The 24,958-nt window shown below is 72.5% G+C and carries 24 protein-coding genes and 2 pseudogenes; 6 read left to right on the top strand and 20 right to left on the bottom strand.

Features of this window, described 5'->3' with window-relative positions; translation table 11 throughout:
- From yhjD to HF577_RS26990, 11 genes and pseudogenes are all read right to left on the bottom strand, one after another.
- Positions 1 to 1,014, bottom strand: a 1,014-nt coding sequence (gene yhjD, locus HF577_RS27035) for an inner membrane protein YhjD (protein WP_169398782.1), incomplete at its 3' end; no start/stop codon positions are given.
- Positions 1,015 to 1,024: 10 nt separating this feature from the next.
- Positions 1,025 to 2,050, bottom strand: a complete 1,026-nt coding sequence (gene trpS, locus HF577_RS27030) for a tryptophan--tRNA ligase (RefSeq protein WP_169398781.1) — start codon at positions 2,048 to 2,050, stop codon at positions 1,025 to 1,027.
- 64 nt (positions 2,051 to 2,114) lie between these two features.
- Positions 2,115 to 3,341 carry a CoA transferase gene (locus HF577_RS27025; protein ID WP_169398780.1) on the bottom strand — a complete coding sequence of 409 codons (1,227 nt, stop codon included), beginning with the start codon at positions 3,339 to 3,341 and terminating at the stop codon, positions 2,115 to 2,117.
- A gap of 39 nt (positions 3,342 to 3,380) precedes the next feature.
- A complete protein-coding gene (locus HF577_RS27020; RefSeq protein WP_169398779.1) occupies positions 3,381 to 3,551 on the bottom strand; it encodes a hypothetical protein in 171 nt (56 codons plus the stop codon).
- Between the two features lie 61 nt (positions 3,552 to 3,612).
- A complete protein-coding gene (locus HF577_RS27015) occupies positions 3,613 to 4,794 on the bottom strand; it encodes an amidase family protein (protein ID WP_169398778.1) in 1,182 nt (393 codons plus the stop codon).
- A gap of 22 nt (positions 4,795 to 4,816) precedes the next feature.
- Positions 4,817 to 5,812: an isopenicillin N synthase family dioxygenase gene (locus HF577_RS27010; protein WP_169398777.1), complete on the bottom strand. Its 996-nt coding sequence runs from the start codon at positions 5,810 to 5,812 to the stop codon at positions 4,817 to 4,819.
- Positions 5,809 to 7,047: an amidohydrolase family protein gene (locus tag HF577_RS27005; RefSeq protein WP_169398776.1), complete on the bottom strand. Its 1,239-nt coding sequence runs from the start codon at positions 7,045 to 7,047 to the stop codon at positions 5,809 to 5,811. The genes HF577_RS27010 and HF577_RS27005 overlap by 4 nt, the downstream gene beginning before the upstream one ends.
- A 208-nt stretch (positions 7,048 to 7,255) precedes the next feature.
- Complete coding sequence (locus HF577_RS27000; protein ID WP_169398775.1) at positions 7,256 to 9,856, bottom strand: bifunctional FO biosynthesis protein CofGH; 2,601 nt, start codon at positions 9,854 to 9,856, stop codon at positions 7,256 to 7,258.
- Positions 9,857 to 9,955: 99 nt separating this feature from the next.
- Positions 9,956 to 10,417, bottom strand: a pseudogene (locus HF577_RS37645) (ABC transporter substrate-binding protein); the annotation flags it as partial.
- A 100-nt stretch (positions 10,418 to 10,517) separates the two neighbouring features.
- Positions 10,518 to 11,030 (bottom strand): annotated as a pseudogene (locus tag HF577_RS40260) (hypothetical protein); the annotation flags it as partial.
- Positions 11,031 to 11,089: 59 nt separating this feature from the next.
- Positions 11,090 to 11,563 (bottom strand): MarR family winged helix-turn-helix transcriptional regulator, encoded by a 474-nt coding sequence (locus tag HF577_RS26990; protein WP_312859411.1) that lies wholly within the window; start codon positions 11,561 to 11,563, stop codon positions 11,090 to 11,092.
- A gap of 70 nt (positions 11,564 to 11,633) precedes the next feature.
- Between HF577_RS26990 and HF577_RS26985 the strand changes: the two genes are divergently transcribed.
- Positions 11,634 to 12,347 (top strand): hypothetical protein, encoded by a 714-nt coding sequence (locus HF577_RS26985; protein WP_169398774.1) that lies wholly within the window; start codon positions 11,634 to 11,636, stop codon positions 12,345 to 12,347.
- A gap of 22 nt (positions 12,348 to 12,369) precedes the next feature.
- Positions 12,370 to 13,071: an NAD(P)-dependent oxidoreductase gene (locus HF577_RS26980; RefSeq protein ID WP_169398773.1), complete on the top strand. Its 702-nt coding sequence runs from the start codon at positions 12,370 to 12,372 to the stop codon at positions 13,069 to 13,071.
- A 94-nt stretch (positions 13,072 to 13,165) separates the two neighbouring features.
- Here the strand turns inward: HF577_RS26980 and HF577_RS26975 are convergent, their stop codons facing one another.
- The 4 genes from HF577_RS26975 to HF577_RS26960 all read right to left on the bottom strand — a co-directional run bounded on the left by HF577_RS26975 (position 13,166) and on the right by HF577_RS26960 (position 16,343).
- On the bottom strand, positions 13,166 to 13,657 hold the full coding sequence (locus HF577_RS26975) for a YbaK/EbsC family protein (protein ID WP_169398772.1): 492 nt from the start codon (positions 13,655 to 13,657) through the stop codon (positions 13,166 to 13,168).
- Positions 13,658 to 13,765: 108 nt separating this feature from the next.
- Positions 13,766 to 15,187, bottom strand: a complete 1,422-nt coding sequence (locus tag HF577_RS26970; RefSeq protein ID WP_169398771.1) for a serine/threonine-protein kinase — start codon at positions 15,185 to 15,187, stop codon at positions 13,766 to 13,768.
- Entirely contained in the window at positions 15,184 to 15,975 is a 792-nt protein-coding gene (locus tag HF577_RS26965) for an exodeoxyribonuclease III (RefSeq protein ID WP_169398770.1), read from the bottom strand. The genes HF577_RS26970 and HF577_RS26965 overlap by 4 nt, the downstream gene beginning before the upstream one ends.
- Before the next feature lie 14 nt (positions 15,976 to 15,989).
- The gene (locus HF577_RS26960) at positions 15,990 to 16,343 is read right to left on the bottom strand and encodes an SH3 domain-containing protein (protein ID WP_169398769.1); all 354 of its coding nucleotides are present in this window, start codon (positions 16,341 to 16,343) and stop codon (positions 15,990 to 15,992) included.
- A 213-nt stretch (positions 16,344 to 16,556) separates the two neighbouring features.
- On the opposite strand from HF577_RS26960, the gene HF577_RS26955 reads away from it, so the two are divergent.
- The 4 genes from HF577_RS26955 (at position 16,557) to HF577_RS26940 (ending at position 21,545) form a co-directional block, all read left to right on the top strand.
- Positions 16,557 to 18,770 carry an NADP-dependent isocitrate dehydrogenase gene (locus HF577_RS26955; protein WP_169398768.1) on the top strand — a complete coding sequence of 738 codons (2,214 nt, stop codon included), beginning with the start codon at positions 16,557 to 16,559 and terminating at the stop codon, positions 18,768 to 18,770.
- 150 nt (positions 18,771 to 18,920) lie between these two features.
- Complete coding sequence (locus HF577_RS26950) at positions 18,921 to 19,706, top strand: ABC transporter permease (protein WP_169398767.1); 786 nt, start codon at positions 18,921 to 18,923, stop codon at positions 19,704 to 19,706.
- 64 nt (positions 19,707 to 19,770) lie between these two features.
- Positions 19,771 to 20,607 (top strand): ABC transporter permease, encoded by an 837-nt coding sequence (locus tag HF577_RS26945; protein ID WP_312859410.1) that lies wholly within the window; start codon positions 19,771 to 19,773, stop codon positions 20,605 to 20,607.
- Complete coding sequence (locus tag HF577_RS26940; RefSeq protein ID WP_169398766.1) at positions 20,604 to 21,545, top strand: ABC transporter ATP-binding protein; 942 nt, start codon at positions 20,604 to 20,606, stop codon at positions 21,543 to 21,545. Before HF577_RS26945 ends, HF577_RS26940 begins: the two co-directional genes overlap by 4 nt.
- A 10-nt stretch (positions 21,546 to 21,555) precedes the next feature.
- On the opposite strand, the gene HF577_RS26935 is transcribed toward HF577_RS26940, so the two are convergent.
- From HF577_RS26935 to HF577_RS26915, 5 genes are all read right to left on the bottom strand, one after another.
- Complete coding sequence (locus HF577_RS26935) at positions 21,556 to 22,866, bottom strand: DUF2252 domain-containing protein (protein WP_169398765.1); 1,311 nt, start codon at positions 22,864 to 22,866, stop codon at positions 21,556 to 21,558.
- Between the two features lie 57 nt (positions 22,867 to 22,923).
- Positions 22,924 to 23,505 carry a carboxymuconolactone decarboxylase family protein gene (locus tag HF577_RS26930; RefSeq protein ID WP_169398764.1) on the bottom strand — a complete coding sequence of 194 codons (582 nt, stop codon included), beginning with the start codon at positions 23,503 to 23,505 and terminating at the stop codon, positions 22,924 to 22,926.
- Positions 23,506 to 23,526: 21 nt separating this feature from the next.
- Positions 23,527 to 23,817: a DUF3017 domain-containing protein gene (locus HF577_RS26925; RefSeq protein ID WP_169398763.1), complete on the bottom strand. Its 291-nt coding sequence runs from the start codon at positions 23,815 to 23,817 to the stop codon at positions 23,527 to 23,529.
- Between the two features lie 36 nt (positions 23,818 to 23,853).
- Complete coding sequence (locus HF577_RS26920; protein ID WP_169398762.1) at positions 23,854 to 24,708, bottom strand: bifunctional methylenetetrahydrofolate dehydrogenase/methenyltetrahydrofolate cyclohydrolase; 855 nt, start codon at positions 24,706 to 24,708, stop codon at positions 23,854 to 23,856.
- 50 nt (positions 24,709 to 24,758) lie between these two features.
- Positions 24,759 to 24,958 (bottom strand): pentapeptide repeat-containing protein (locus HF577_RS26915; protein ID WP_169398761.1); only part of this gene is annotated, 200 nt, incomplete at its 5' end.

Genomic DNA, 24,958 nt, shown 5'->3' with positions numbered 1-24,958 from the left:
GCCGAGCAGGCCCGTGACGAGGCCGGCGCCGAGCAGGCCGGCGGCCGTGCCGCGGGTGGGGCCGGAGTGCACCGTGACCTCGGAACGGATCACCGCCGGGCCGGGGACGGGGGCGGGTTCCTCCTGCTCGTTCTCGTCCGCGGTGGCGGCCCAGGCCGTGACGAAGAGGATGAACCGGGAGACGAAGAAGGCGAAGACGAGCAGGCCGAGCAGCGGGCCGAAGATCGCCCCGCTCGGCGAGGTGGTGACCGAGGCGAGGTAGTAGGTCATCACCTGCTTGAGCACCTCGAATCCCACCGCGCCCAGCAACGCGGCCTTGGCGGCACTGCGCAGGGTGGCGTGCTCCCGGGGCAGGCGGGCGATCACCCAGAGGAAGATGAACCAGTTGGCCACGAGGCCGAGCACGATCCCGAGCACGGTGAGCAGGACCGCTGCCCAGCCCTGGTCTGCCAGCCCGACGAGCCGGAGCAGGGTGGCGGCGAACCCCGACGCCAGCCCGGTGATGGCGAACGAACCGACCAGCGCCAGCCCGAGACCGATCAGCGTGAGCAGGTCGAAGAAGATGCGCTTGGGCAGGGCGGGGGTGGCCGGTACCTGTCCCCACTGCTCCGACAGCGCCTCCCGCAGGTTGGACATCCAGCCGATGCCGGAGTACAGCGCCGCGAGCAGGCCGACCGCCCCGACGGCGTTGCGTGACGCGATCGCCCCGTCGATGATCGGGTTGATCACGCCCTCCAACCCGGCAGGCACGTTCTTGGAGATCCCCGCCTGGAGCTGCGCCAGCAGCTCGGGACGGAAGAACAGCACGTAGCCGGCGGCGGCGAACGCGACCATCACGAGCGGGACCAGCGACAGCACGCTGAAGTACGTGATGGCGGCGGCGTAGTGGTCGCCGTGGCGGTCGGTGTAGCGCCCGCCCGCCCGCACGAGATGGTCGATCCACCCGTGGCGCGCCCGCAGCTTCTCGAGCCTCGACGGCCCGGCTGATTTCGCCTTCGCTGCGGGGACGGCCACGCGCCTCACCTCATCCTGTCGGTGGCAGGAACCCGATCTTCTCGTGGACGGCGGCCAGCGTGGCCCCGGCGACCTCCCGCGCCCTTGCGGCGCCGCGGGCGAGCACCCGGTCGAGCTCCGCCGGGTCGTCCAGATACGTGCGTACCCGTTCCTGCAGCGGATCAACGAAGTCCGCGACGACGTCGGCGAGATCCTTCTTGAGGTCGCCGTAGCCCTTGCCGGCGTACTCCGCCTCGAGCTCGGAGATCTTGCGGTCGGTGAGGGCGGAGTAGATCGTCAGGAGGTTGGAGACGCCGGGCTTTGCCTCCGGGTCGAACCGGATCTCCCGCTCGGTGTCGGTGACCGCGGAGCGGATCTTCTTCGCGCTCACCTTGGGGTCGTCGAGCAGCTCGACGATCCCGGACGGGCTCGACGCCGACTTGCTCATCTTCGCCGTGGGGTCCTGCAGGTCCTGGATCTTGGCGGCCCCGGAGAGGATGTAGGGCTGCGGCACCGTGAGCGCCTTGCCGAAGCGGGAGTTGAACCGCTGGGCGAGATCGCGGGTGAGCTCCACGTGCTGGCGCTGGTCCTCGCCCACCGGCACCCGTTCGGGCTGGTAGAGCAGGATGTCGGAGGCCTGCAGGATCGGGTAGGTGAACAGGCCGACGGTGACCCGCTCGTCGGAGCCCTGCCGCGCCGACTTGTCCTTGAACTGTGTCATCCGGCTCGCCTCACCGAAGCCGGTGATGCAGCCCAGCACCCACTCCAGCTGCGTGTGCTCGGAGACGTGGGACTGCACGAAGATCGTGCACCGGTCGGGGTCGAGGCCGAGAGCCAGCAGCTGCGCCACCGAGTTGCGGGTGCGGGCGGCGAGGGTCTTCGGGTCGTGCTCCACGGTGATCGCGTGCAGGTCGGGGACGAAGTAGAACGCGTCGTGGTCGTCCTGCAACGCCACCCACTGCCGGATCGCACCGAGGTAGTTGCCCAGGTGGAACGATTCCGCGGTCGGCTGGATGCCGGAGAGCACCCGCGGGCGGCGGTCGGTGGCTGCGGTCATGCCTCGATTCTCGCAACTGCGGTCCTCGGGGTGACGGGCCGGTGCCCGGCGCCACAGCGATGGGTCAGCCGGCTCCGGCGACGGTGCCCGCGTCGACGAGCCTGCCGATCTCGGCGGCGTCGAGGCCCAGGACCTCGGCGAGGACCTGCTCGCTGTCGCGGCCGAGCTCCGGCGTCTCGCCGGGCGCCCCGTGGTCGCCGTTCCAGCGCAACGGCGAGCGGGCGGTGATCGCATCCGCGCCGCTCGGGAGGGACATGTCGGCGAGCACCGGGTGGGCGCCCTGGCGGTGGGCGGCGACCACCTCGGTCATGCCGCGGTAGCGGCCCCAGAGCACCCGGGCGGCGTCGAGCTCCTCGCTGACCCGCGCCAGGTCGCGGGCGGCGAACCACGGCCGCAGGATCGCCGCGATCGTCTCGCGGAGCCGGTAGCGCTCCGACTCGCGGTTGAGGTCGGCCTCCAGTGCCGTCTCCAGCGCGGCGAACACGGCGGCCGTGCCCGTGACCTTGCGCAGCGCGTCCCACTGTCCCTCGGTGAGGGCGACGACCATCACCCGCTGGCCGTCCGAGCAGGCGAAGTCGACGCCGAAGCTGCCGTACACGTGGTTGCCGTGCCGCGGCCGCTCCCGGCCGCGCTCGGCCGCCTCCGACAGCCAGCCCAGGTTGGCGACACCGGCCAGCGCCACGTCCGACAGAGCCAGCTCGACGTACGCGCCCCGCCCCGTGCGCCCCCGGTCGTGCAGGGCGGCGAGCACGGCGGTGGAGATGCTGAGGCCCGCCGTGAAGTCCCAGGCAGGCAGCACGTGGTTGACGGGCGCGCCGCCCTCCTCCGGCCCGGTGATCTGCGGGATCCCCACCTCCGCGTTGACGGTGTAGTCCACCGCGGGACGCCCGTCGGGGTAGCCCTGGACACGCACGTGGATCAGGTCGGAACGGCGGGCGACGAGCACGTCGTTGGCCATCCAGCGGCGCCCGACCACGTTGTCGACGAGCACGCCGCGGTCCGGTCCCGGCGCCGTGACGAGTGCGGTGAGCAGCTCCCGGCCCTCCGCGGAGCGCAGGTCGAGCGCCACCGAGCGCTTCCCCTTGTTCAGCGACGCCCAGTAGTACGACTCGGCCTGCGCACCGCCCGTCCCGTTGCCGGCCACGGGCCAGCGGTGCTGGTCGCTGCCACCGCCGATCGGGTCGACGCGGACGACGTCGGCGCCGAGCTGGGCGAGGGTCATCCCGCCGGTCGGGCCCGCGACGAAGCTCGCGCACTCGACCACGTGCAGGCCCTCGAGTGGGCGGCTCATCCGGTTCCCCTGGTGGTGGACGACAGTTCGGTCCTCGGGTCAGTTCTCGGAGTCGGGCGCCGGCTCCTCACCGGCCGGCTCGACCCGGCGGACCTCGACGGTGCGCTTGTCGAGGTCGATCGGGCCGAGCTCCCACTCCTGCCCGTTGCCGGACTCGCCGGACTCGTCACGGATCTTCTGACCGGGGAAGAGCTCGCCCAGGATGCCCATGGCCCCACGATACGGCCGCCACCCCCGTCGGCGTCCGCTCCGGAGCGGCAGGCGGCGGCCGTCATGCGCCGGTCATCGCCGCGACCGCGGACTCGGCGAGCCCGAGCAGCGCCCGGTCCGTACCGGGCGCGCCGACGAAGCAGAGGCCGGCGGGACGGCCATCGGCGGCGCGCAGGAGCGGCACCGACACCGCGGGCGTCCCGGCCGCCGACGCGAGGTGGGTCAGCCGCAGCGTCGCCGCGCGCTCGTCCTCGACGGCCCCGCCGCCGTCCGGGAACGGCGCGCCACCTGCCGTCGTCGGGATGACGAGAACCGCGTCGTCGAGCAGGTCCCGGAGCAGGCCGCCTGCCGCCGCCACCGTCTCGCGAGCGGCGCACGCGGCGTCCTCCGTGAGGGCCTTTCCGACGGCGAAGCGGCCCGCGATGTCGGCACCGAGTGCACCGGGATGGGTGTCGATCCAGCCGCCGTACTCGCGCCACGCCTCGTGGGCCTGCACCGTGCGGAACGCCGTCACCCAGGCGGCAGGCGCGGCGGGGTCGAGATCGACGGCTTCGGCGGCGGCGAGCACGCCGTGGGCGACGAGCCGCTGCCGCACGTCCGAGGCCGCCGCGACGATGTCGGGTGCCACACCTGCATCGAGTGCGGGCAGGACGATCGTGCGGCGTGCCACGGCGCGCCCGGGCAGGTGCGCGAGCAGGACGTCGGCCACCCGTGCCGCCGTGCGCGGCTCGCGGGCCAGCCAGGCGACGGTGTCGAAGGACGGCGCGAGCGGCTGCATCCCCTCGGCGGGGACCGCGCCGTGCGTCGGCCGGAGACCGACCAGCCCCTGGTACGAGGCCGGGACGCGGATCGAGCCCGCGGTGTCGGTGCCGAGGCCGATGTCGACCTGGCCCAGCGCCACCGCAGCGGCCGGTCCGCTGGTCGACCCACCGCTCACCGCGCCGGGAGCGGCGGGGTTGGGCGGCGTCCCGTAGTGCGCGTTCTGGCCGGCCAGGCTGTAGGCGAACTCGTCGGTCCGGGCGATGCCGGCCACGCTCGCCCCGGCGCCGAGCAGCGACTCCACCGCAGCGGCGTGGCGGTCGTGGCGGTCCTGCTCCGCCAGCCAGGTGGGGTTGCCTGCGCCGGTCACCTGCCCGGCCACGGCGAAGAGGTCCTTCACGGCGATCGTGAGCCCGTCGAGCACGCCGGGTGCCGTCGGGCCGACGAGCGGATCGGCGAGGATCCGCCATGTCGATGTGTCCACGGGTGCCGGGCCCCTGTCGTGCTCAGGCGACGTTCTGGGTGGTGACGAACAGCCTGCGCAGGTGCGCCCCCGACGTGATCGGCTCGTATGAGGGCCCCGTTCCCGGGTCGACGCAGGTGGGGATGGAGCGGATCTCGGCGTCGTAGTTGGGGTTGTGGAAGAAGATGACCGACTGCCGACGGCTCCCGGCGAGGTCGCTCTCGTCGGGGTTGACCACCCGGTGCAGCGTCGAGACCCACCGGTCGTTCGTCCACCTGGCCAGCAGGTCTCCGATGTTGATGATGAACGCGCCCGGGACGATCGGGGCGTCGACCCAGTCGCCGTCGGAGTTGCGCACCTGGAGCCCGCCTGGCCGGTCCTCCGTGGCGAGGATCGTGAGGCTGCCGTAGTCGGAATGGGCGCCTACCCGCAGCTGTCCGGGCAGCGGCGCCACCTTCGGCTCGGGGTAGTTGCGCACCCGCAACCTGCTGATGTGCTTGTCGATCTTGTCGGCGAAGTAGTCGTCCGGCAGCTCCAACGCCACGGCGAAGATCTCCATGAGCAGCGCTGCCAGGTCGCCCATCGCGCGGTAGTAGGTGCAGTAGATCCTGCGCAGCTCGGCAGGCTCCTCGGGCCAGAGGTTGGGCGCGAAGTGCGTACCCGCCGCGGCCGAGCCGGCGTAGTCGGGGTCGGGCAGGTCGACGGGGCCGATCATGAAGCTCTCGTTGAGGTCGCCTGCCGTGGCGGCGGCGTCGCGGGAACGTCCGACCGACTCGCCCTCGATGCCCACGTAGCCCCGCGAGACGTCCGGAGCCGGCCGCCGGACCCGCAGCTTCTCCTCGATCGGGAGATCGAAGAAACGGCGGGTGACGTCGCCGATCTGGGCGAGCCTGCGCTCGGGGACACCGTGGCCGGAGACGACGAGGAAACCGATGTCGCGACAGGCGGCGTCCACCGCGGCGGCCACCGCCGCGCGGTCAGCCGGGCTCCCGTTCCGGAAGGGGGCGATGTCGATCACGGGTACGGACAGCAGCGTCATGCGGTTCCTCCTGGTCGGTGCAGGACCGGCAGATCCCGGGTGAACGAGGGGCGGCCGTTCTTGAGTCCCCAGCAGGCGGGGGCCACGCGAGCGACGGCGCCGGCCTCGTCGTCCGCGTCGAGGCACACGAGGTCGGCGCGGGCTCCTGGCCGGATGCCGTAGTCCGGTGCGCGCAGGACCCGCGCGGCGCTCGTCGTGACCAGTTCCAGGCATTCCCGCAGCTGCGCGCGGCTGCCCGCGTGGCAGACGTTGGCGTAGAGGTTCGCCATCCGGACGAGAGAGCCGTCACCGAACGGCGTGAAGGCGTTGAGCACGTTGTTCGTGGCCACCGAGCACGTCGCACCGCAAGCCAGCAGCGGCCCGAGAGGCACCACCCCACGTGGCTTGGCGGCGCCGGCGGCGCGGCCCATCAGGAAGAGGTCGGTCGCGGGCAGCACGGTCATCGCCACCCCGGACCCGGCCACGAGCTCGCACAGGGCGGTGTACTCGGCGGGCGGCACCAGGGAGAGCTGCGTGACGTGCCCGACCGTCACCCGACCCTCCCAGCCCTGCGCGACGGTCCGCTTGCAGACATCGGCCAGCTGCATCCCGTCGGCGGTCTCGGCGAGGTCGAGGTGCAGGTCGACGTCCACGTCGTAGCGGCGGGCGAGCTCGAACACGCGGTCGAGCTGGCCCGAGGGGTCGACGTCGGCGTACGGCGCACCTCCGACCACCGGAGCGCCCCGTTCGAGCGCCTCGACGAGCAGCGCGTCGGTGCCCGCGGAGTCGGTGAGCCCTTCCTGCGCGAAGACGCAGACCTGCACGTCCACGGCCCAGGCGAGATCCGCGGCCAGCCGCTGCACGGCGTCGAGCCCGCGCAGGCCCACCACGGGATCGACCTCGACGTGGGTGCGGACCCTCGTGGTGCCGTGCCGGACGCAGTCCTCCAGCGTGGCGCGCGCCCGCTCGTAGACGTCGTCCTCCGTGAACGCGGCCTTGATCCGCGCCGTCTCCCGGATCGCCTCGGCCAGCGTGCCCTCGGTCTGCACGCAGCGGTCGGCGGTGCGCGACTTGTCCAGGTGCAGGTGCGTGTCCACCAGCCCCGGCACCACCAGGCGGCCGCCCGCGTCCAGCTCAGGGCACTCGGCATCGAGGTGGTGCTCGACGGCGACGATGCGCCCGGCCTCGATCCCGATGTCGACCGGCGCCGCGGCGCCGTCCGGCGTCCGGGCCCGGCGCACCACCAGCTCCAGCATCGCGCTCCCGTCCGGACGGCGACGCTCCTGGCGCGTTCGCCCCGTCCACGTTAGGAGTTTTCCCGGAAACCGCGCGCGACCTGATGTAACCGGCACGTGAAAAGACCACGCTCATCGGGAGGAATGGCATCACGCCCCGGATTCGTCCATTGTTCAGGAATCGACCGGTCGGCGCGGAAGCCATTCCTCCCGAAAGCGACGACCCGCGTCAGGCGGAGGTCAGCGGAATCAGCCGGGGACCCGGCCGCTCCGCAGGCACCACGCGGGCCACGGGCTCGAGGTAGGTGGTGCTGCGCTGCCGCACCGGCCGTCCCGCCTTCTCCGCGATCGCCGCCAGCTCGGTGACGGTGCGCGCCGAGCCGTTCTCCGAGCCCGCCATCCGGCTGATCGTCTCCTCCATGAGCGTGCCGCCCATGTCGTCGGCGCCACCCTGCAGGATCTGTGCGGAGAGGTCGTCGCCGAGCTTCACCCACGAGCACTGCACGTGGTCGATGCGCCCGTGCAGGGCGAGGCGGGCGAACGCGTGAACGGCGCGGTTGTCCCGCGTGGTGGGTCCGGGCCGGGCGATGCCCGCGAGGTAGATCGGCGCGTTGTGGTGCACGAACGGGAGCGGCACGAACTCCGTGAACGACGCGCCGCCCGCCTCGCGCGACCTGTCCTGCTGGACGGCGAGCGTGCGCAGGTGGCCGAGCCAGTGCCGCGGCTCGTCGACGTGGCCGTACATCATCGTGGACGACGACGGGATGCCGAGCCGGTGGGCGGTGCCCACCACCTCCAGCCACTGCGCCGCGGGCAGCTTGCCCTTCGTGAGCACCCAGCGCACCTCGTCGTCGAGGATCTCGGCCGCGGTGCCCGGGATCGAGCCGAGCCCCGCGTCGCGCAGCTCGGTGAGCCACTCCTCGATCGAGACGCCGGCCTTCGCCGCCGCGCTGACGATCTCCATCGGGCTGAACGCGTGCACGTGCATGTCCGGCACGGCGGCCTTCACGGCGCGCACCAGGTCGGCGTAGAAGGTGACCGGCAGCTGGGGGTCGATGCCGCCCTGCATGCAGACCTCGGTGGCGCCGTCCTGCGCGGCCTCCACGGCACGGGCGGCCACCTCGTCGAGCGACAGCCGGAACGCGTCGGCGTCGCGCTCGCGCTGGGCGAACGCGCAGAACCGGCAGCCGACGTAGCAGACGTTCGAGAAGTTGATGTTCCGGTTGACGACGTACGACACCGGCTCGCCCACCACGTCGGCGCGCAGCTGGTCGGCGAGCCGCGTGAGCTCCTCGAGCGCGCGGCCGTCGGCGGTGAGCACCGCCATCGCGGCGGCCTCGTGGGCCGGGTCGAGCAGCGCCGCCGGGTCGGAGGCGGCGAGCACGAGCCCGGCACGGACGTCGGAGTCGAGCCGCTCCGGCGCCGACTGCTGGTGGGCCGCCAGCTCGGACCGCAGCTCGTTCCAGTCGCCATACACCGACTCGAAGTCGCCGCGGCGGTCCTCGGTGCGTCCCTCGGTGTCGATCTCGGTGTTCAGGTCGATCCGGCCGGACGACTCGAACCCGCCGTCGGGCTCCTGCCACGGCCGCCCCTGCACCGCCGCGCTCGCGTTGGCGAGTCCCGTCTCCGGGTCGGCGAGCGCCGCGACGTGCGCGTGCAGCCGTGTGTCGATCCACGGCGAGCCCGCCAGCACGTACTTCGGGTAGGCGGTGAGCCGCTCCCGCAGGGTGAACCCGGCCGCGGCGGAGCGGACGGCCAGCTCGTCGATCGCGGGCCACGGCCGCTCGGGGTTGACGTGGTCGGCCGTGACGGGCGAGACGCCGCCCCAGTCGTCGATGCCCGCGCGGAGCATGAGCGCGAACTCCTCGCCGACGAGGTTGGGCGGAGCCTGCACGCGCATCTTCGGGCCGAGCACCACGCGGGCGACGGCGATGGTGGCCGCCAGGTCCTCGAGATCGGCGTCGGGGTCGTTCGCCATGGCGGTGTCGGGCTTGGCACGGAAGTTCTGGATGATCACTTCCTGGATGTGGCCGTGTGCCCTGGCCGCCGAGCGGATCGCGAAGATCGACTCGGCCCGCTCGGTGCGGTTCTCCCCGATCCCGATCAGGATCCCGGTGGTGAACGGGACGCCCACCCGCCCGGCGTCGGTCAGAGTGCGGAGCCGGACCGCGGGGTCCTTGTCCGGGCTCCCGTAGTGGGGGCCGCCGGGCTCGGACCACAGGCGCGTGGCCGTGGTCTCCAGCATCATGCCCATGCTCGGGGCCACCGGCTTGAGCCGCGTCAGCTCCGCCCAGCTCAGCACGCCGGGGTTGAGGTGCGGGAGCAGGCCCGTCTCCTCCAGCACGGCGATCGCGCAGGCCCGCACGTAGTCGAGCGTGGAGTCGTAGCCACGCGCCTCGAGCCACTCCTTGGCGGCGGGCCAGCGGTCCTCCGGGCGGTCGCCGAGGGTGAACAGGGCTTCCTTGCACCCCGCAGCCGCGCCCGCCCTGGCGATCTCCAGCACCTCGTCGCGTTCCAGGAACGCGGACGGAACGCGATGCGGCACCGTGGCGAACGTGCAGTAGTGGCAGCGGTCGCGACAGAGCCTGGTGAGCGGGATGAAGACCTTGCGGGAGTAGGTGACCACGCCGGGTCGGCCCTCGGCGACCAGGCCGGCGTCCCGCACCCGGGACGCGGCGGCCAATAGCTCGTCGAGCTCCTCCCCGCGTGCGGCCAGCAGCACAGCTGCCTCGGTGACGTCGAGCGCGGCACCGTCACGGACCCGGCGCAGCGCTCGACGCAGGGCGGAGGCAGAGACCGGCAACTCCGGCACGCTCACGAAATCAGACACTCCTGAACAGTAGGTCGCAGAATCGGAGCGGTCGACCGACGGTGCCTGCGGCCGGGGTGACGGGCGCCACCCCGCTCCCGGGCGCGGAAAGCCCGGACCTCACCTCACCGCCGCGGCCAGCTGCGCCACCAGGGAGTCGATGACGCTGGGCAGGCTCAGCACGGTGCCCCAGGTCCACGCCGCGGAGACCATCGGGTCCTCCACGAAGATCGAGCGCCCGGCCCGGACCACGCCCAGCTGGGAGTAGAGCGGAGCGGCCTCCACCTCCGGCCGCACCTCCGGGCTGAAGCCGGTGTTCCACAACAGCACGTCGCGGTCGAGCAGACCCATCTGCTCGTCGCTGATCGTCGCGCCGTCCTGGTCACCGGCGAGCTGACCGATCTCCGGCGGGATCGTGACGCCGAGAGCGGCGACCAGCTGGGAGCGCTGGTCGTTGGGCGACCGGACGAAGGACAGCCCCGGCTCGTTGCGCTCGGCGACCACGGCGCTGCGCCCCTCGAACTGCGGATGTGCGGCGCGGGCGGCGGCGAGCCGGGCGTCGATCCCGGCGATGAGCTCGTCGGCGCGTTCCGGACGGCCGAGCGCCCGGCCGGCGAGCCGCGTGTACTCCTGCCACGGCGCCCCCCCACTCGGGAAACCCGGCGGGCGGCCCGACGGTCGGCGCGATGCGCGAAAGCGTCTCGTACTGGGTGGCGTCCATGCCGGTGTAGAGCCCGATGATCAGGTCGGGAGCCATCGCGGCGATCTCCTCGTACCGGTACTCGGGGGTGCCGGTGAAGGTGCCGCGGTTCATCACCACCGGCTGCGCGTCGCCCAGCTCGTCCTGCGCCCACGGCCAGGTGGCGTAGGGGTGGTCGCCGTACCAGTCGGTGACCCCGAACGGGCGGACGCCGAGCGCGAGCACCGGGTCCTGGTCGCTGTACCCGACGGTGACGACCCGCTGGGGCGCGGCGGGGATCCGGGTCGTCCCGTTGCGGTGCTCCACGCTGAGCGGGAAGCCGCCCGTGCCGGACGCCGGGGACGCCCCGGTCGCGCTGTCGATGGCCCCGCCGCAGGCCGTCACCAGCCCGAGCGCGCCCAGCGCACCCGCGCCGGTCAGCAGCCTCCGGCGCGTGATGCGGTCGAGAACGGGTTCGCGAAGTGTGGCGGGCACGGGGCCTCCAGGGCAGATCATCAGGGTGGCTCGGAGGGTGCTGCCCTAACCCGATTCGATCGCCCGGATGCCTGCCTGCCTCACCGGGGGCGGACCTCCCGGGCCCACGCCGCCAGGCCGCGGGCGAAACCCTCGAGGTCGCGCGGGGAGAGGTCGCCGAGCGCGGCGATCAGTGGCGCGGAGCGCTCGGCGACGACGCCTTGCACGACCTCACGCCAGTCGTCGGAGATGCTGACCAGGGTGCGCCTGCGGTTGTCCGGATCCTCCCGACGGGCGACGACCCCGGCCCGGCTCAGGTCGCCGACCAGCTCGCTGGCCGTCGAGAGCGACACCCCTATCCGTCCCGCCAGTTCGGTGACGCTCATCGGTGGCGACGGAGCGAGCTGGGCCAGCACGCCGCCGTGCCGGGCGGTCAGCCGGTGCTCGGCGAACAGCACGGCGAGTGCCTCCGGAACCTCGGCGGCCTCGCGCCGGAAGTACGCCCCGATCTGCGGGATGTACCCCAGCACCTGCGCCACCTGGTCCCCGCTCGGCAACTCGTCCTTGTCGGCCACGAGCCCAGCGTATAAGGTTCGTATATCCAAAGTGTTTGTTAATCCGAAGTAACGGCATCGGAGGACCGAGATGGCCAGGCCCGATCAGCAGGCCCTCGCCCCGCCCCTTCCCCGACCCCCGTTCACCGAGCCGATCCCGGGTACCTGGCTCTATCTCGGGCTCAGCATCGACCCGAGGACGACCGGTCCCAGGGTGCGCCGCAGCGCCGAGCGCGCCCGGATGATCGCGCGCTGCCACGCGCTGCTCGACGACGCGGGCGTCGGTGACCAGGGCCGTCTCGCGGACGCGACCGTGCTCGAGACGGTTCTGATCCCGCCGATCAGCGAGGTCCCGCGGTTCGACGTGGTGGTGCTCGCCCGCGCCGTCGTCGGACCGGACGATGCTGCGCCGCTCGCGGCGCTCCGGGCCGGGTTCGAGGCCGACGGCATTCCGGTGGTGCAGGCGATGACCGCGCACAACGTGCGCCGCTTCGGCGACACCGAGCGCACCCGGGACGCGACGTTCCTGCTCAACCACTTCACCGCTGCCGATGCAGACGATGCGCAGGCGGCCTGGGACGACATCTCCGGCTGGTACGCCGGGGTGCTCGGGGTGGACAACTCCACCCTGCTGCGCCCGGAGCCCGACGCCCCCTATGCGCTGGTCAACTACGTGCGGCTGCCCGGTCCCCCGCTGTCGTTCCTGCTGCGCCAGCTCGTCTCCCCCAGCTACTACGGCCAGGTCCGGGCGCGGCTGCGGGCCCACGGGATGACGTTCCTCCCACTGCTGCTGCGCCCGGCGTGACCGGTCACCGAAGGAGAAGCACGTGAAGCTGGTGGTGTTCGGGGCGAACGGCCCCACCGGACGGCTGCTCACCCAGCAGGCCCTCGACGAGGGACACACGGTCACAGCCGTGACCAGGCGGCCCGACGAGTTCCCGCTGACGGCGCCGCAGCTGCGCGTGAGCGGCGGCGATGCTCTCGACCCGGCCGCGGTCGCCCGCGCGGTGGCAGGCCAGGACCGGGTGATCTCGACACTGGGCGTCCCGTACACCAAGGAGCCGGTCACGACGTTCTCGCAGGGCACCCGCAACATCGCGGAGGCGATGAGCCGGCACGGCCTGCGCCGGCTGGTCTGCGTCAGCTCCATCGGCGTGCACACCGACATACCGCCGGAGATGACGTTCCTCTTCCGCAGGGTCGTCGGGCCGGTCCTGCTCAGCATGGGACGGTCCGTCTACGAGGACGTTCGCCGCATGGAGCAGATCGTCCGCGCCACCGATCTCGACTGGACGATCGTGCGCCCGTCAGGGCTGTTCGACACCGCCGCCGTCAGCGACTACGGCGTCATGGTCGCTCCGCAGCGGGTGACGGGGATGTTCACCTCCCGCGCCGACCTGGCCGACCTCCTTCTCCGCGAAGCCGTCGACGACCGGCACGTGCGCGCCTGCATCGAGGTGACCACCACCCAGGGCACCCCCAACTATCTGAAGGTGTTCGTCAAAGAGGCGCTCCACATCGGCGGGTGACGCGCCCCGGCCGCGTCATGGACACATATCGCTGCTGCACCGGCGCCGCCGACAGCCACATGTGTCCATGTGGTGCCCGCCCACAGCGCGCCGCCTACGCGACGTCCGCCGGCTCTCCGCCGGTGACAGCCAGCAGCTCGGCATAGGTGCTGGGGAACACGGCGTGCGGGATGCCGCCTGCCGCCCAGACCTCGTCGAAGCTCTCCAGATCCCGGTCGACGAGCGTGCGCAGCGGTGCCGGGTGCCCGACCGGCGCCACCCCGCCGATGGGCTGCCCGGTGGCCTCGCGCACGAACTCCGGAGACGCCCGGCGTACCCGTTCCACCCCGAGGAGCGCCGCGACCTTGGCCGTGTCCACCCGGTGCGCGCCGGAGGTGAGCACGAGCAGCGGGACGCCGCCGGACATCTCGAAGACCAGGGAGTTGGCGATCTGCCCCACCTCGACGCCCAGCGCCGCCGCAGCGGCCGCGGCGGTGGTGGCGGCGTCCGGCAGCACCCGCAGCCGGGCGATCCGGGACGGGTCGGCGCCGCCCGCGGTGAGGGCGGCCACCACGAGGTCGATGTTGCGGTGCGTGGCGGTGCTCATGGCCGCATCCCATCACGCCGGGCGGCGAGCGAGCGACCCCATTGCAGCAAAGCCACTTTCATGCCACGAGGTTGCGTCAAAGTGGCTTTGCTGCAACCCGGGAGCCGCTCAGCCCGGGTCCTCCGCGATCCGGGTGCCGGTGAGCTGACGGCCGTCGGACGAGCGCAGCAGGCAGATGACGTCACGGCCCGTGAAGCTGGACGAGGAGTCGGCCCTCGTCTCGAACGACGCCTGCGACGGCACGAGGGACGCGACCTCGAGCCGGTCCTTGTCCGGCCCGGCGACCAGCCCCGAGTCGAACACCAGCGAGCACGCCTGCCCCGCGTAGCCGGCGAGCTGGTCGCGCCCGGGATACGGCAGATCGCGCTGGGTGCCGAACGGGTCGAAGGTCTGGAAGATCTCGAGATCGTGCGGGCCGTCGCAGCTCACCGTGGAGCCGATGGGGAACGCCCGGCCCGGCGCCAGCTGCCCCTGCAGACAGGCCCGGGACACGGACCCGAAGACCGGCACGTCACCGCCCTGGCCGTAGGTCAGTGTGGTGACGGCGGGGCCGGCCGGGGCGAAGACGCCCGCTCCAGCCAGTGCGAACCCGCCCACCAGACCCAGCACCAGGCCCAGCACCAGCGCGGCCACCGGCCACCCCCACCGGCGGGACGCGGCGGCGGACGCGGCCTGGGTGGTCGGTGGGCCGCCGAACATCGGCGCGGTCTCCGAGCCCGTCGAGGCCAGCAGGGCAGCGGCCTGGACGCCGGTGAGCCGGGCCTGCGGGGACCGCTGCAGCAACCCCGCGATGACCGCTCCGAGCGGCCCGCGGGTGCGGGCGGTCGGCACGTCGGCGTGCAGCACGGCGGAGATCGTGGCCGCCGCCGTCTCCCGGGCGAACGGGCCGGCGCCGTGCAGGGCGTGGAACAGCGTCGCACCGGCCGCCCACAGGTCGGCGGCCGGTGTGGCCTGCGCCCCCTCCAGCCGCTCCGGCGACATGTAGCCGGGTGACCCGATGACCGAGCCCGTGGTGGTCAGCCCGGGGTCGTCGACGGCCTGGGCGATCCCGAAGTCGGCCAGCCGCACGCGGCCGTTCGGGCCGAGCATGACGTTGCTGGGCTTGACGTCGCGGTGCACCACGCCGTTGTCGTGCGCGGCCCGCAACGCGCTCAGCAGCTGCTGGGCCACGGCGGTGGCCGTCCGCTCGTCGAGTGGCCCCTGCCTGGCCACCACCTCGGCGAGGGTGGGGGCCTCCACCAGCTCCATGACGATGTGGTCGACCCCGTCGTCGGTGACCACGTCGTAGACGGTGACGATGCCGGGGTCGTTGAGCCGCCCGGCCGTGCGCGCCTCCCGCAGCAGCCGCTCCCGGAACGAGCGTCGCTCCTGGAGGCCGAGGCCGTCGGGCAGGTGCAGCTCCTTCACCGCCACCTGCCGGCCCATCACCCGGTCCTCGGCACGCCACACGATCCCCATGCCGCCGCGGCCGAGCTCGCCCAGCACCACGTAGCGACCCCCGATCAGGCGGGTCGGGCTGACCGGGGTCATGACCCGTACACCACGGTGACGGGGGCGTGGTCCGACCAGCGCTCTCCGTGGCTCGGGGCCCGTTCCACCACCGCGGAGACGGCCAGGGCGGCCAGCCCGGGCGTCCCGACGTGGTGGTCGATGCGCCAGCCCGCGTCGTTGTCGAAGGCGCGGCCCCGGTAGGACCACCACGAGTACGGCCCGTCGACGCCCGGGTGCAGGGCACGCACGACGTCCACCCACCCGCAGGCGAACAGGGCCGCCATCCACTCCCGCTCGTGGGGGAGGAACCCGGAGTTCTTGACGTTGCCGCGCCAGTTGCGGATGTCCGCCTCGGTGGGCGCGATGTTCCAGTCGCCGCAGACCAGCACCTCGCGGTCCTCGGCGGCCGCCTTCTCCCGCCGCTCGGCGAGGTAGGTGGCGAACAGGGCGAGGAAGCGGTCCTTCTCCTCCTGCCGCGGCGTGCCGACGGTGCCGTTGGGCAGGTACAGCGACGCGACCGTGACGCCGGGCAGGTCGACCTCCAGGTAACGACCGGACCCGTCGAACTCCGCGGCGCCGATGCCAACCCGCACGGCGTCCGGCGGCTCCCGGGTGAGCACCGCGACGCCGTTGCGACCGCGGGCGCTGTCACACGGGGCGTAGGCGAGGTGCCAGCCGTCGAGGATCGCGGGCGGTATCTCGTCGAGCTGCGCGCGGGTCTCCTGGAGGCAGACGACGTCGGCCGAGGTGCCGGCCAACCACCGGAGCAGCCCCTTCGCCGCGGCCGCCCGTACCCCGTTGACGTTGACCGAGCTGACGGTGCGCACGCCCGCAGCGTCCCTCAGGCGCAGTTCGTACCCGGCAACGGGGTCAGGAACTGGCTCGCCGCCCACCGGTTGCCCTCGAGCTGCCGGAAGCCGTTGGTGATGATCCGGGTGCCGTCGACGCGGTCGCCTCGGACGAGCGTCTGGACGAGGGCGGAGTCGGCGCTGGGCTCGGTGCGCACGTTCAGCTCGTCGGCGGCCACCTCGAGCTGGCAGCCGGTGGACCCGTCGGCGCTGGTGCGCAGCTCGTCGAGGCCGCCGCGGTCGATGATCGCGACGAGCGCGAGCACCACGCCGGCGAACACCACGAAGGTCCAGCCGCGGAACGTCTTCTTCTCGAGCTTCGGAACCTTGAACCTTGCCACGGCCATGTCTCCCGGGGGACGGTGGTGTGCACCAACGGTAGCGGAACGACCACCCGGATCCCACCGACGATCTTCGGCGATTGTGACGTCGTCCGGTCTGATCGTCGTGTCCGCGACTCGATCCCACAGGCGTCCGGAACAGGGGATAGCGTGTCGGGAAAGGAGCATCGCGCTCCGCCGTCCAGGTCCGACCAGTCCCGAGGCAGGCCCGAAGCAACGATGAAGGTCATCTACACATACACGGACGAGGCACCGGCGCTCGCCACGCACTCGCTCCTGCCCATCATCGAGGCGTTCGCCGGCAAGGCGGGGGTGGACGTCGAGACGCGTGACATCTCCCTCGCCGGCCGCATCCTCGCGCAGTTCCCGGATCGGCTGACCGACGCGCAGCGGGTGCCCGACTCGCTCGCCGAGCTCGGCGACCTGGCGAAGACGCCAGAGGCCAACATCATCAAGCTGCCCAACATCAGCGCCTCGATCCCCCAGCTGAAGGCGGCGATCAAGGAGCTGCAGGGCGCGGGCTACGACATCCCGGACTACCCGGAGGACCCCCGCACCGACTCCGAGAAGGCAGCGCGCGCGTCGTACGACGCGGTCAAGGGCAGCGCGGTCAACCCCGTCCTGCGTGAGGGCAACTCCGACCGCCGTGCCCCCGCGTCGGTCAAGAACTTCGCCCGCAAGCACCCCCACTCCATGGGCGAGTGGTCGGGCGAGTCGGCCTCGCACGTCGCCACCATGAGCGACGGCGACTTCCGCCACTCCGAGGTCTCGCTCACCCTGGAGGAGCCCACCGAGCTGCGGATCGAGCACGTGGCGGCGGACGGCACGGTCACCGTCCTCAAGCCCGCGTTCCCGGTGCTGGCCGGGGAGATCGTCGACGCCGCGGTGATGCGCAGGGATGCGCTCCGGGCGTTCCTCGCCGAGCAGATCGCCGACGCCAAGGCCAAGGGCGTGCTGTTCTCGGTGCACCTCAAGGCCACGATGATGAAGGTCTCCGACCCGATCCTGTTCGGCCACGCCGTCGAGACGTACTTCTCCGACGTGTTCGCGCAGTACGGCGAGGACCTCGCGTCGGTCGGTGCCGACCCCGACGACGGTCTCGCGAGCGTGCTCACCGCCCTCGAGAAGCTGCCCGCCGAGAAGCGCGAGGCCATCGAGAAGGCGATCACCGCCTCCTACGACAGCGGTCCCGCGCTGGCCATGGTCGACTCCGACCGCGGCATCACCAACCTGCACGTGCCCAGCGACGTCATCATCGACGCCTCGATGCCGGCCGCCATCCGCTCCTCCGGGCAGATGTGGAACGCCAAGGGCGAGCAGCAGGACGCGAAGTTCGTCATCCCGGACTCGTCCTACGCCGCGCTCTACGACGAGACCCTCGCGTTCTGCCGCGAACACGGCGCGTTCGACCCCACCACGATGGGCACCGTCCCGAACGTCGGCCTGATGGCGCAGAAGGCCGAGGAGTACGGCAGCCACGACAAGACGTTCGAGATCGCGGCAGCCGGCACCGTCCGGGTGGTCGACGCGGCCGGCACCACCCTGCTGGAGCACGAGGTCGCCGAGGGCGACGTCTGGCGCGCCTGCCAGACCAAGGACGCCCCGATCCGCAACTGGGTGCAGCTCGCCGTCTCCCGCGCCCGCGCCACCGGCGCGCCCGCCGTGTTCTGGCTCGACGAGACGCGCGGCCACGACGCCGAGGTGATCGGGAAGGTCCGCACGTACCTGGCCGAGGAGGACACCGACGGCCTGACCGTCGAGATCCTCCCCGTCGCCGAGGCCACGCGGTACACGCTGGAGCGCACGAAGCGCGGCGAGGACACGATCTCGGTCACCGGGAACGTGCTGCGCGACTACCTCACCGACCTGTTCCCGATCATGGAGCTCGGCACGAGCGCGAAGATGCTCTCGATCGTCCCGCTGATGAACGGTGGCGGGCTGTTCGAGACCGGCGCGGGCGGCTCGGCGCCGAAGCACGTGCAGCAGCTGGTGCGCGAGAACCACCTGCGCTGGGACTCCCTCGGCGAGTTCCTCGCGCTGGCCGTCTCGCTGGAGTTCCTGGCCGAGAAGGACGACAACCCCCGCGCGGCACTGCTCGGCAAGGCACTCGACGACGCCACCGGGAAGCTGCTGGAGAACGGGAAGTCCCCGTCGCGCCGCGCGGGTGAGCTGGACAACCGGGGCAGCCACTTCTACGTCGCGCTGTACTGGGCCCAGGCACTGGCCGAGCAGACCGACGACGCGGAGCTGGCGAAGATCTTCGCCCCGCTGGCCGAGCGCCTGGCCGCCGAGGAGGCCACGATCGTCGACGAGCTCAACTCCGTGCAGGGCAAGCCGGTGGACCTGGGCGGCTACTACTACGTCGACAAGGCGAAGACGGACGAGATCATGCGCCCCAGCACCACGCTGAACGAGACGATCGCGGCCTTCTAGCACCGCACCCCCGCACCACCCCGGATTGCAGCAAAGCCACTTTCATGCAACCTCGTTGCGTGAAAGTGGCTTTGCTGCAACGGGGGCGGGGGTTCCGGCGGCCACCGCGCCGGTGAAAACCGGTTGTGCCCGCCCGTAGCGTCGACAGGCGTGCTCGCGCCCTATCCCCAGCTCCTCGTCGCGGGCTACCGGCGCTACGCGAGCTACCGCCAGGCCACGGTCGCCGGACTCGCCACCAACATCGTCTTCGGGCTCCTGCGGGCCGCCGTGCTCACCGCCGTACTGGCCGAACGCGGCACGGTCGCCGGCTACGACCTGGCCACGGCCGTCACGTACGTCTGGCTCGGGCAGGGCCTGCTCAACGTCGTGCTGCTGTGGGGTGACCAAGAACTGGCCCGCCGGATCCGCACCGGGGACGTCGTCGTCGACCTCGGGCGGCCATGGGACCTCCAGTCCGCGATGCTCGCCACCGACCTCGGCCGCGCCGGCCATGCGGTCGTGATGCGGCTGCTCCCGCCCGCCGCGGTCGGGGCGCTGCTGTTCCCGTTCCGCTGGCCCGAGCGGCCGGAGACCTGGCTGCTGTTCGCCGTCTCCGTCGTGCTCGCGGTGGTGGTGAGCTTCGGCATCCGGTTCCTGCTCAACGCGAGCGCGTTCTGGCTGCTGGACGCCCGGGGCGTGCTGGCCGTGTGGGGTGTCGCGGGCGGGGTGCTGAGCGGGCTGGTGGTGCCGCTGGCGTGGTTCCCGGCGTGGGCGCAGGCGGTGCTGTCGTGGACGCCGTTCCCGTCGATGTTCCAGAGCTCGATCGACGTGTTCACCGAGCGCGGCAACCCGTTCGGGCTGCTGGCCACCCAGCTGGTCTGGGCCGCCCTGCTCCTCCTCGCCGGCCGCGCGACGCTGGCGAGAGGCACCCGCCGCCTGGTGGTGCAGGGTGGCTGACCGCGGCGCCGACGGCCCGGCCAGGTTCAGGAAAGCCACTTTGCAGTCCGCAGGGGGCAGGAAAGTGGCTTTCCTGAACTTCCCCGGCTCCACCCCGGCGGGGCCGCGCCGGGGCGTCTACCGGCGGATCGTCGCGTCGCGGATCCGCAGCCAGCTCGCCTACCCCGGGTCCTTCGTGCTCGACGTCGTGGCGCAGCTCATCGGGCAGGCCATCGAGCTCGTGGTGATCCTCGTGGTGTTCACCCAGGTCAGCTCCCTCGGCGGGTTCTCGGCGCCCGAGGTCGTGCTGATCTTCGGGCTGGCCGCCACCGCGTTCGGGCTCGCCGACCTCACCGTGGGCCAGGTCGAGGAGCTGCCCACCTACATCCGCACCGGCGAGTTCGACGTGATGCTGCTGCGTCCGCTCGGCACGCTCCCGCAGTTGCTGTCGGCCGACGTCGCGCTCAAGCGGCTCGGGCGCGTCGCCTTCGGACTGGGGGTGCTGGGGTGGTCGCTGGTCAGCCTCGACATCGACTGGACGCCGGGGCGCGTGCTGCTCGCCGTCACCGCGCCGCTGGTGGGTGCGGTCATCCTTTCCGCGATCTGGGTGGCCGCCAACGCCGTCTCGTTCTGGCTGGTCGACGGCCGTGAGGTGGCGAACTCCGTCACCTACGGGTCGGGCTTCTCCACCTCGTACCCGATCACGATCTACGGCCCGTGGCTGCGGCGGGCCATGTGCTACGCCGTGCCGGCGGCGTTCGTGGCGTACTTCCCGGCCCTCGCGCTGCTGGGCCGCCCCGACCCGCTCGGACTGCCCGAGGCGCTGCGGTGGAGCTCCCCGCTCGTCGCGGCGGTCGCGGTGGCCGGGGCGGCTCTGGTCTGGCGCACCGGTGTCCGGCACTACCAGGGGACGGGATCATGATCATCACGACCGACGGGCTACGCCGCGACTTCCTCGTCGGCACGAGGCTGCGGCGCCGCCGCGTCACCGCTGTGGAGGACGTGACGCTCGACGTCGAGCGCGGGGAGGCGGTCGGGTTCCTCGGGCCGAACGGTGCCGGCAAGTCCACCACGATCAAGATGCTGACCGGGGTGCTCGTGCCCACCGCGGGCCGCGCGAGCGTGTGCGGGCTCGACCCGGTGCGGGAGCGGCGCGAGCTGGGCCGCCGCATCGGTGTGGTGTTCGGCCAGCGCAGCCAGCTGTGGTGGGACCTGCCGCTCGCGGAGAGCTTCGACCTGCACGCCGCGATCCACCGCGTCCCCACGGCGCAGCACCGGAAGCGGCTGGACGAGTGCGTCGAGCTGCTCGACATGGGCGGCTTCCTGCGCACCCCGGTGCGGCAGCTGTCGCTGGGCCAGCGGATGCGCGGGGAGGTCACCGCCGCCCTGCTGCACTCCCCCGAGCTGCTCGTGCTCGACGAGCCGACGATCGGCCTGGACCTCACCAGCAAGGAGCGGCTGCGCTCGTTCCTGTCCGAGGTGAACGCGCGCGGCGACGTCACCCTGCTGCTCACCACGCACGACCTGCCCGACGTCGAGCGACTGTGCCGGCGGGTGGTGGTGATCGACCAGGGCCGTGTGCTCGTGGACGACGAGCTGGCGGCGCTGCGCCACGGGTTCGCCGGCAACCGCGTGCTCGTCGTCGAGCTCACCGAGCCGGCCCCGCCGCTGCTCGGTCTGGCCGGCGTGGTGGACGTCGTGGTGGAGGCCCAGGGTCTGCGGCAACGGCTGGAGTTCTCCCCGGGCGCGACCACGGCCGCCGAGCTGATCGCGACCGTGGCGCAGCGGGTGGAGCTGCGCGACGTCTCGGTGGTCGAGCCGTCCATCGAGGACCTGGTCCGGACGCTCTACGCGCGCTGATCAGAGCTGATCAGGAGGTGCTGCTGCTGACCCCGGCGATGGCACCGCCGCGGAACGCCTCGACGAACAGGGCGTGGTCGGCCCGCACCTGCGCCGCGTACTCGTGGGCGAACTGCACGACCCACGCCACGAACTCGTCGTCCCGCCCGGCGACCGCCCGCATGATCGCGTCCTCTGTCTGGAACGGGACCAGGGAGTGGTCGGCGTCGGAGTCGGCCACGCAGTGCACCTTCGCCGTCGCGCGGCCCAGGTAGTCCACCACGGGCGCGATCTCCGACGGCTCGGTCAGCTCCGACCAGTCCAGGTCGGCCTCGTACGGCGACACCTCGCCGACCACGAACCCGACCCCGTCGAGGTCGGTCCAGCCCAGGAACGCGTCGGCGTGCGCCTGCAGCGCGCGCTGGGACACCGCCGTGCGGTGCCCGTGGTGCTGGAACGCTCCCGCGATCGCCGGATCGGTGACCACCCGCGACGGCGCCGCCACGTTGCCCTGCTTCACCGACAGCACCACGTCGTTGTCCAGCGCCTGGTTGTAGCCCTCGATCAGCACCGTGTACGCGGGCAGCCCCGCACTGCCGATGCCGAACCCGGAGCGCCCGGCCACGTCCTTCACGGTGTAGGTGACCCCGCGGAACCGCTTCGCCGCCGGGATCGTCTCGATGTAGCGCTCCACGGCCTCGGTGACGGTGGCGCGCTCCCCGTCGTCGAGCCTGCGCAGGCCGGGTACCTCCCGGAGCACGCGGTCGAAGCCCTCGGTCTCGGTGATCCCGTCGAGCAGCCGCACCCGCGTCCGCAGCCGGGCCAGCTGCAGCACCTGGTGGACCGCCCCGTCGGTGGTGCCCAGGCGCAACGAGAAGCTGCGGTCGTCAGCCCGGTCGACGAACCAGCGCACCTGGTCCAGGTAGGCCCGCGCGTACCGCTGCACGAGCATGGTGATGTCGTCGTCCGAGATCGCCTTGCGCCACCCCAGCAGTGCGAGGCTCGCGGCGAAGCGGGTGACGTCCCAGGTGAAGTGCCCGACGTAGGCCTCGTCGAAGTCGTTGACGTCGAAGATCAACACCCCGTCGCCGTCCATGTACGTGCCGAAGTTCTCCGCGTGCAGGTCGCCCTGGATCCACACGCGGCTCGTCCGCTCGTCGGCCCACGGGTCCTCGCGCTGCGCGACGTCGGCGTAGAACAGGCACGCGCTGCCGCGGTAGAACGCGAACGGGTCGGCAGCCATCTTGCGGAACTTGGTGCGGAACGCCGCCGGGTCCGCGGTCATCAGCTCGGAGAAGGCATCGACCAGCGTTGCGACGATCTGTCCCGAACGGTCGCTCATACCCCGATCATGCCGCGAAGTCCGGCGATCGACGCCCGCTCGCCACGATCGATGCCGTCAGGCAGGAAAGACGACGGGGGCGGCACCCTCGGGGAGCGGCACCCGGAGCACCCGCATCTGCAGGGCGAGCAGCGAGTAGTAGCCGACGACCGTGGTCAGCTCCACCGCACCCGCCTCGCCGAGCGCGGCCACGGCCGCGGCCCAGGTCGGGTCGTCGACGTCCCCGGTGGTGAGCAACTGCGTGACGGCCCCGGCGACCACCCGCTCGCCAGGGTCCGCCGGCTCGACGGCACCGCCGGTGCGCACCGACTCCACCAGCGCGTCCGGCAGGCCCGCCGCCCTGGCCAGCGGGGCGTGCGCGTGCCACTCGAACGCGGCGCGGTGATGCGCGGCCACCAGCAGGATCGCGAGCTCGCGCTCCCGGTCCGACAGCACGCCCCGGTACCGCAGCGCCGCGCCGACACCCTGCAGGGCCACCCCGCTGCGAGGGGCGCGCAGCATCGCGTCGAACGGACCTTCCAGTGAGCCGTCCGCCCCGCGCTGCACCGGGCGGGGCCGCTCGTCCAGCGCGGTCAGGAAGGCGCGCTGCTCGTCGTCGAGCTCATCGGGACGCAGGGGCCGCAGCCGTCGGGAGACCATGGACCCACGGTGCCCGAGCGCTCACCCGAAGTCGAAGGAACCGCGGGTGATCGTCACCGCCAACGCCGTCATCACCACACCGAACGCGGCGTAGCACAGGACGTCGACCGGACGGCTGCGGATCGCCAGCAGACCGACGCGGTCGACGGGAAGCAGGATGCGCAGCAGCCCCGCCACGAGCAGGGCGCCGCCGAGCAGCACCGCGCCCTCGCGCCAGTGCTGCGTGAGCACCCGCACCATGCCGGCGGCCGCGATGAGCATCACCAGCATCACCGGGGCGTACACCGGGAGCCGCGTGCGGATACCGGCCATGTCAGCCCCTGGCCGCCTCTCGAAGAACAGGCCTGCTCACGTCGACAGGCTCCGTTCGGCTGCCTCCACCACGTTCGTCAGCAACATCCCCCGCGTCATCGGACCGACCCCACCGGGCATCGGCGCGAGCAGGCCCGCCACCTCAGCCACGTCCGGAGCGACGTCGCCGACGAGGCCGGAGTCGGTGCGGGTGACGCCGACGTCGAGCACCGTGGCACCCGGCCGGACCATGTCGGCCGTGATCAGCCCCCGTACCCCCGCCGCCGCCACGACGATGTCGGCGCGGCGCACCTCCGCCGCGAGGTCACGGGTACCGGTGTGGCACAGCGTCACGGTGGCGTTCTCGCTGCGGCGGGTGAGCAGCAGCCCGAGCGGCCGCCCGACCGTGACCCCGCGGCCGACGACCGTGACCCGCGCCCCGTTCAGCTCCACGCCGTAGCGGCGGCACAGCTCGACGATGCCGCGTGGCGTGCACGGCAGCGGACCGGGTTCGCCCAGCGCGAGGCGGCCGAGGCTGACGGGGGCCAGGCCGTCGGCGTCCTTGGCCGGATCGATGCGCTCGAGCGCAGCGCCCGCGTCGAGACCCTTCGGGAGCGGCAGCTGCACGATGAAGCCGGTGCATGCCGGATCGGCGTTCAGCTCGTCGATCGTCCGCTCGACGTCGGCCTGGGTCGCGTCCGCCGGCAGCTCGCGCTGGATCGAGGTGATCCCGACCTTCATGCAGTCACGGTGCTTGCCGCGCACGTAGGAATGCGATCCCGGATCGTCACCGACGAGCACGGTGCCCAGGCCCGGCACCACTCCGTCGGCCCGGAGCTTCTCGACCCGGCCCGCGAGCTCGCCCAGTAGCTCGTTCAGGGTCGCCTTTCCATCCATCAGCGTCGCCGTCACGTCACCATCCTCCACCACGTCTCTCGCCCGACGATCCCACCGGCAGCCCGTCAGGAGATGCGGAGTCCGTGGGCCGCGGCGAACGCGATGGCCTGCTCGGCGTCGATCGTGGCCCCGAGCAGCCGGCCCTGGACGAGACCGTCGGCGCCGATGCGGGCACCGCGCAGGTCGGCGCCCTCGAACCGGGTGCGCAGCAGGCGGGCCCCGGTGAGGTCGGCGCCGCGCAGGTCGCACTCACGCAGATCGGTCT

Origin of the sequence: Pseudonocardia xinjiangensis (assembly GCF_012911925.1) — a bacterium.
Taxonomy (GTDB): Bacteria; Actinomycetota; Actinomycetes; order Mycobacteriales; family Pseudonocardiaceae; genus Pseudonocardia; species Pseudonocardia xinjiangensis.
Note: the sequence above shows the minus strand (reverse complement) of the source record. Positions and strands in the feature narration are given on the sequence as shown.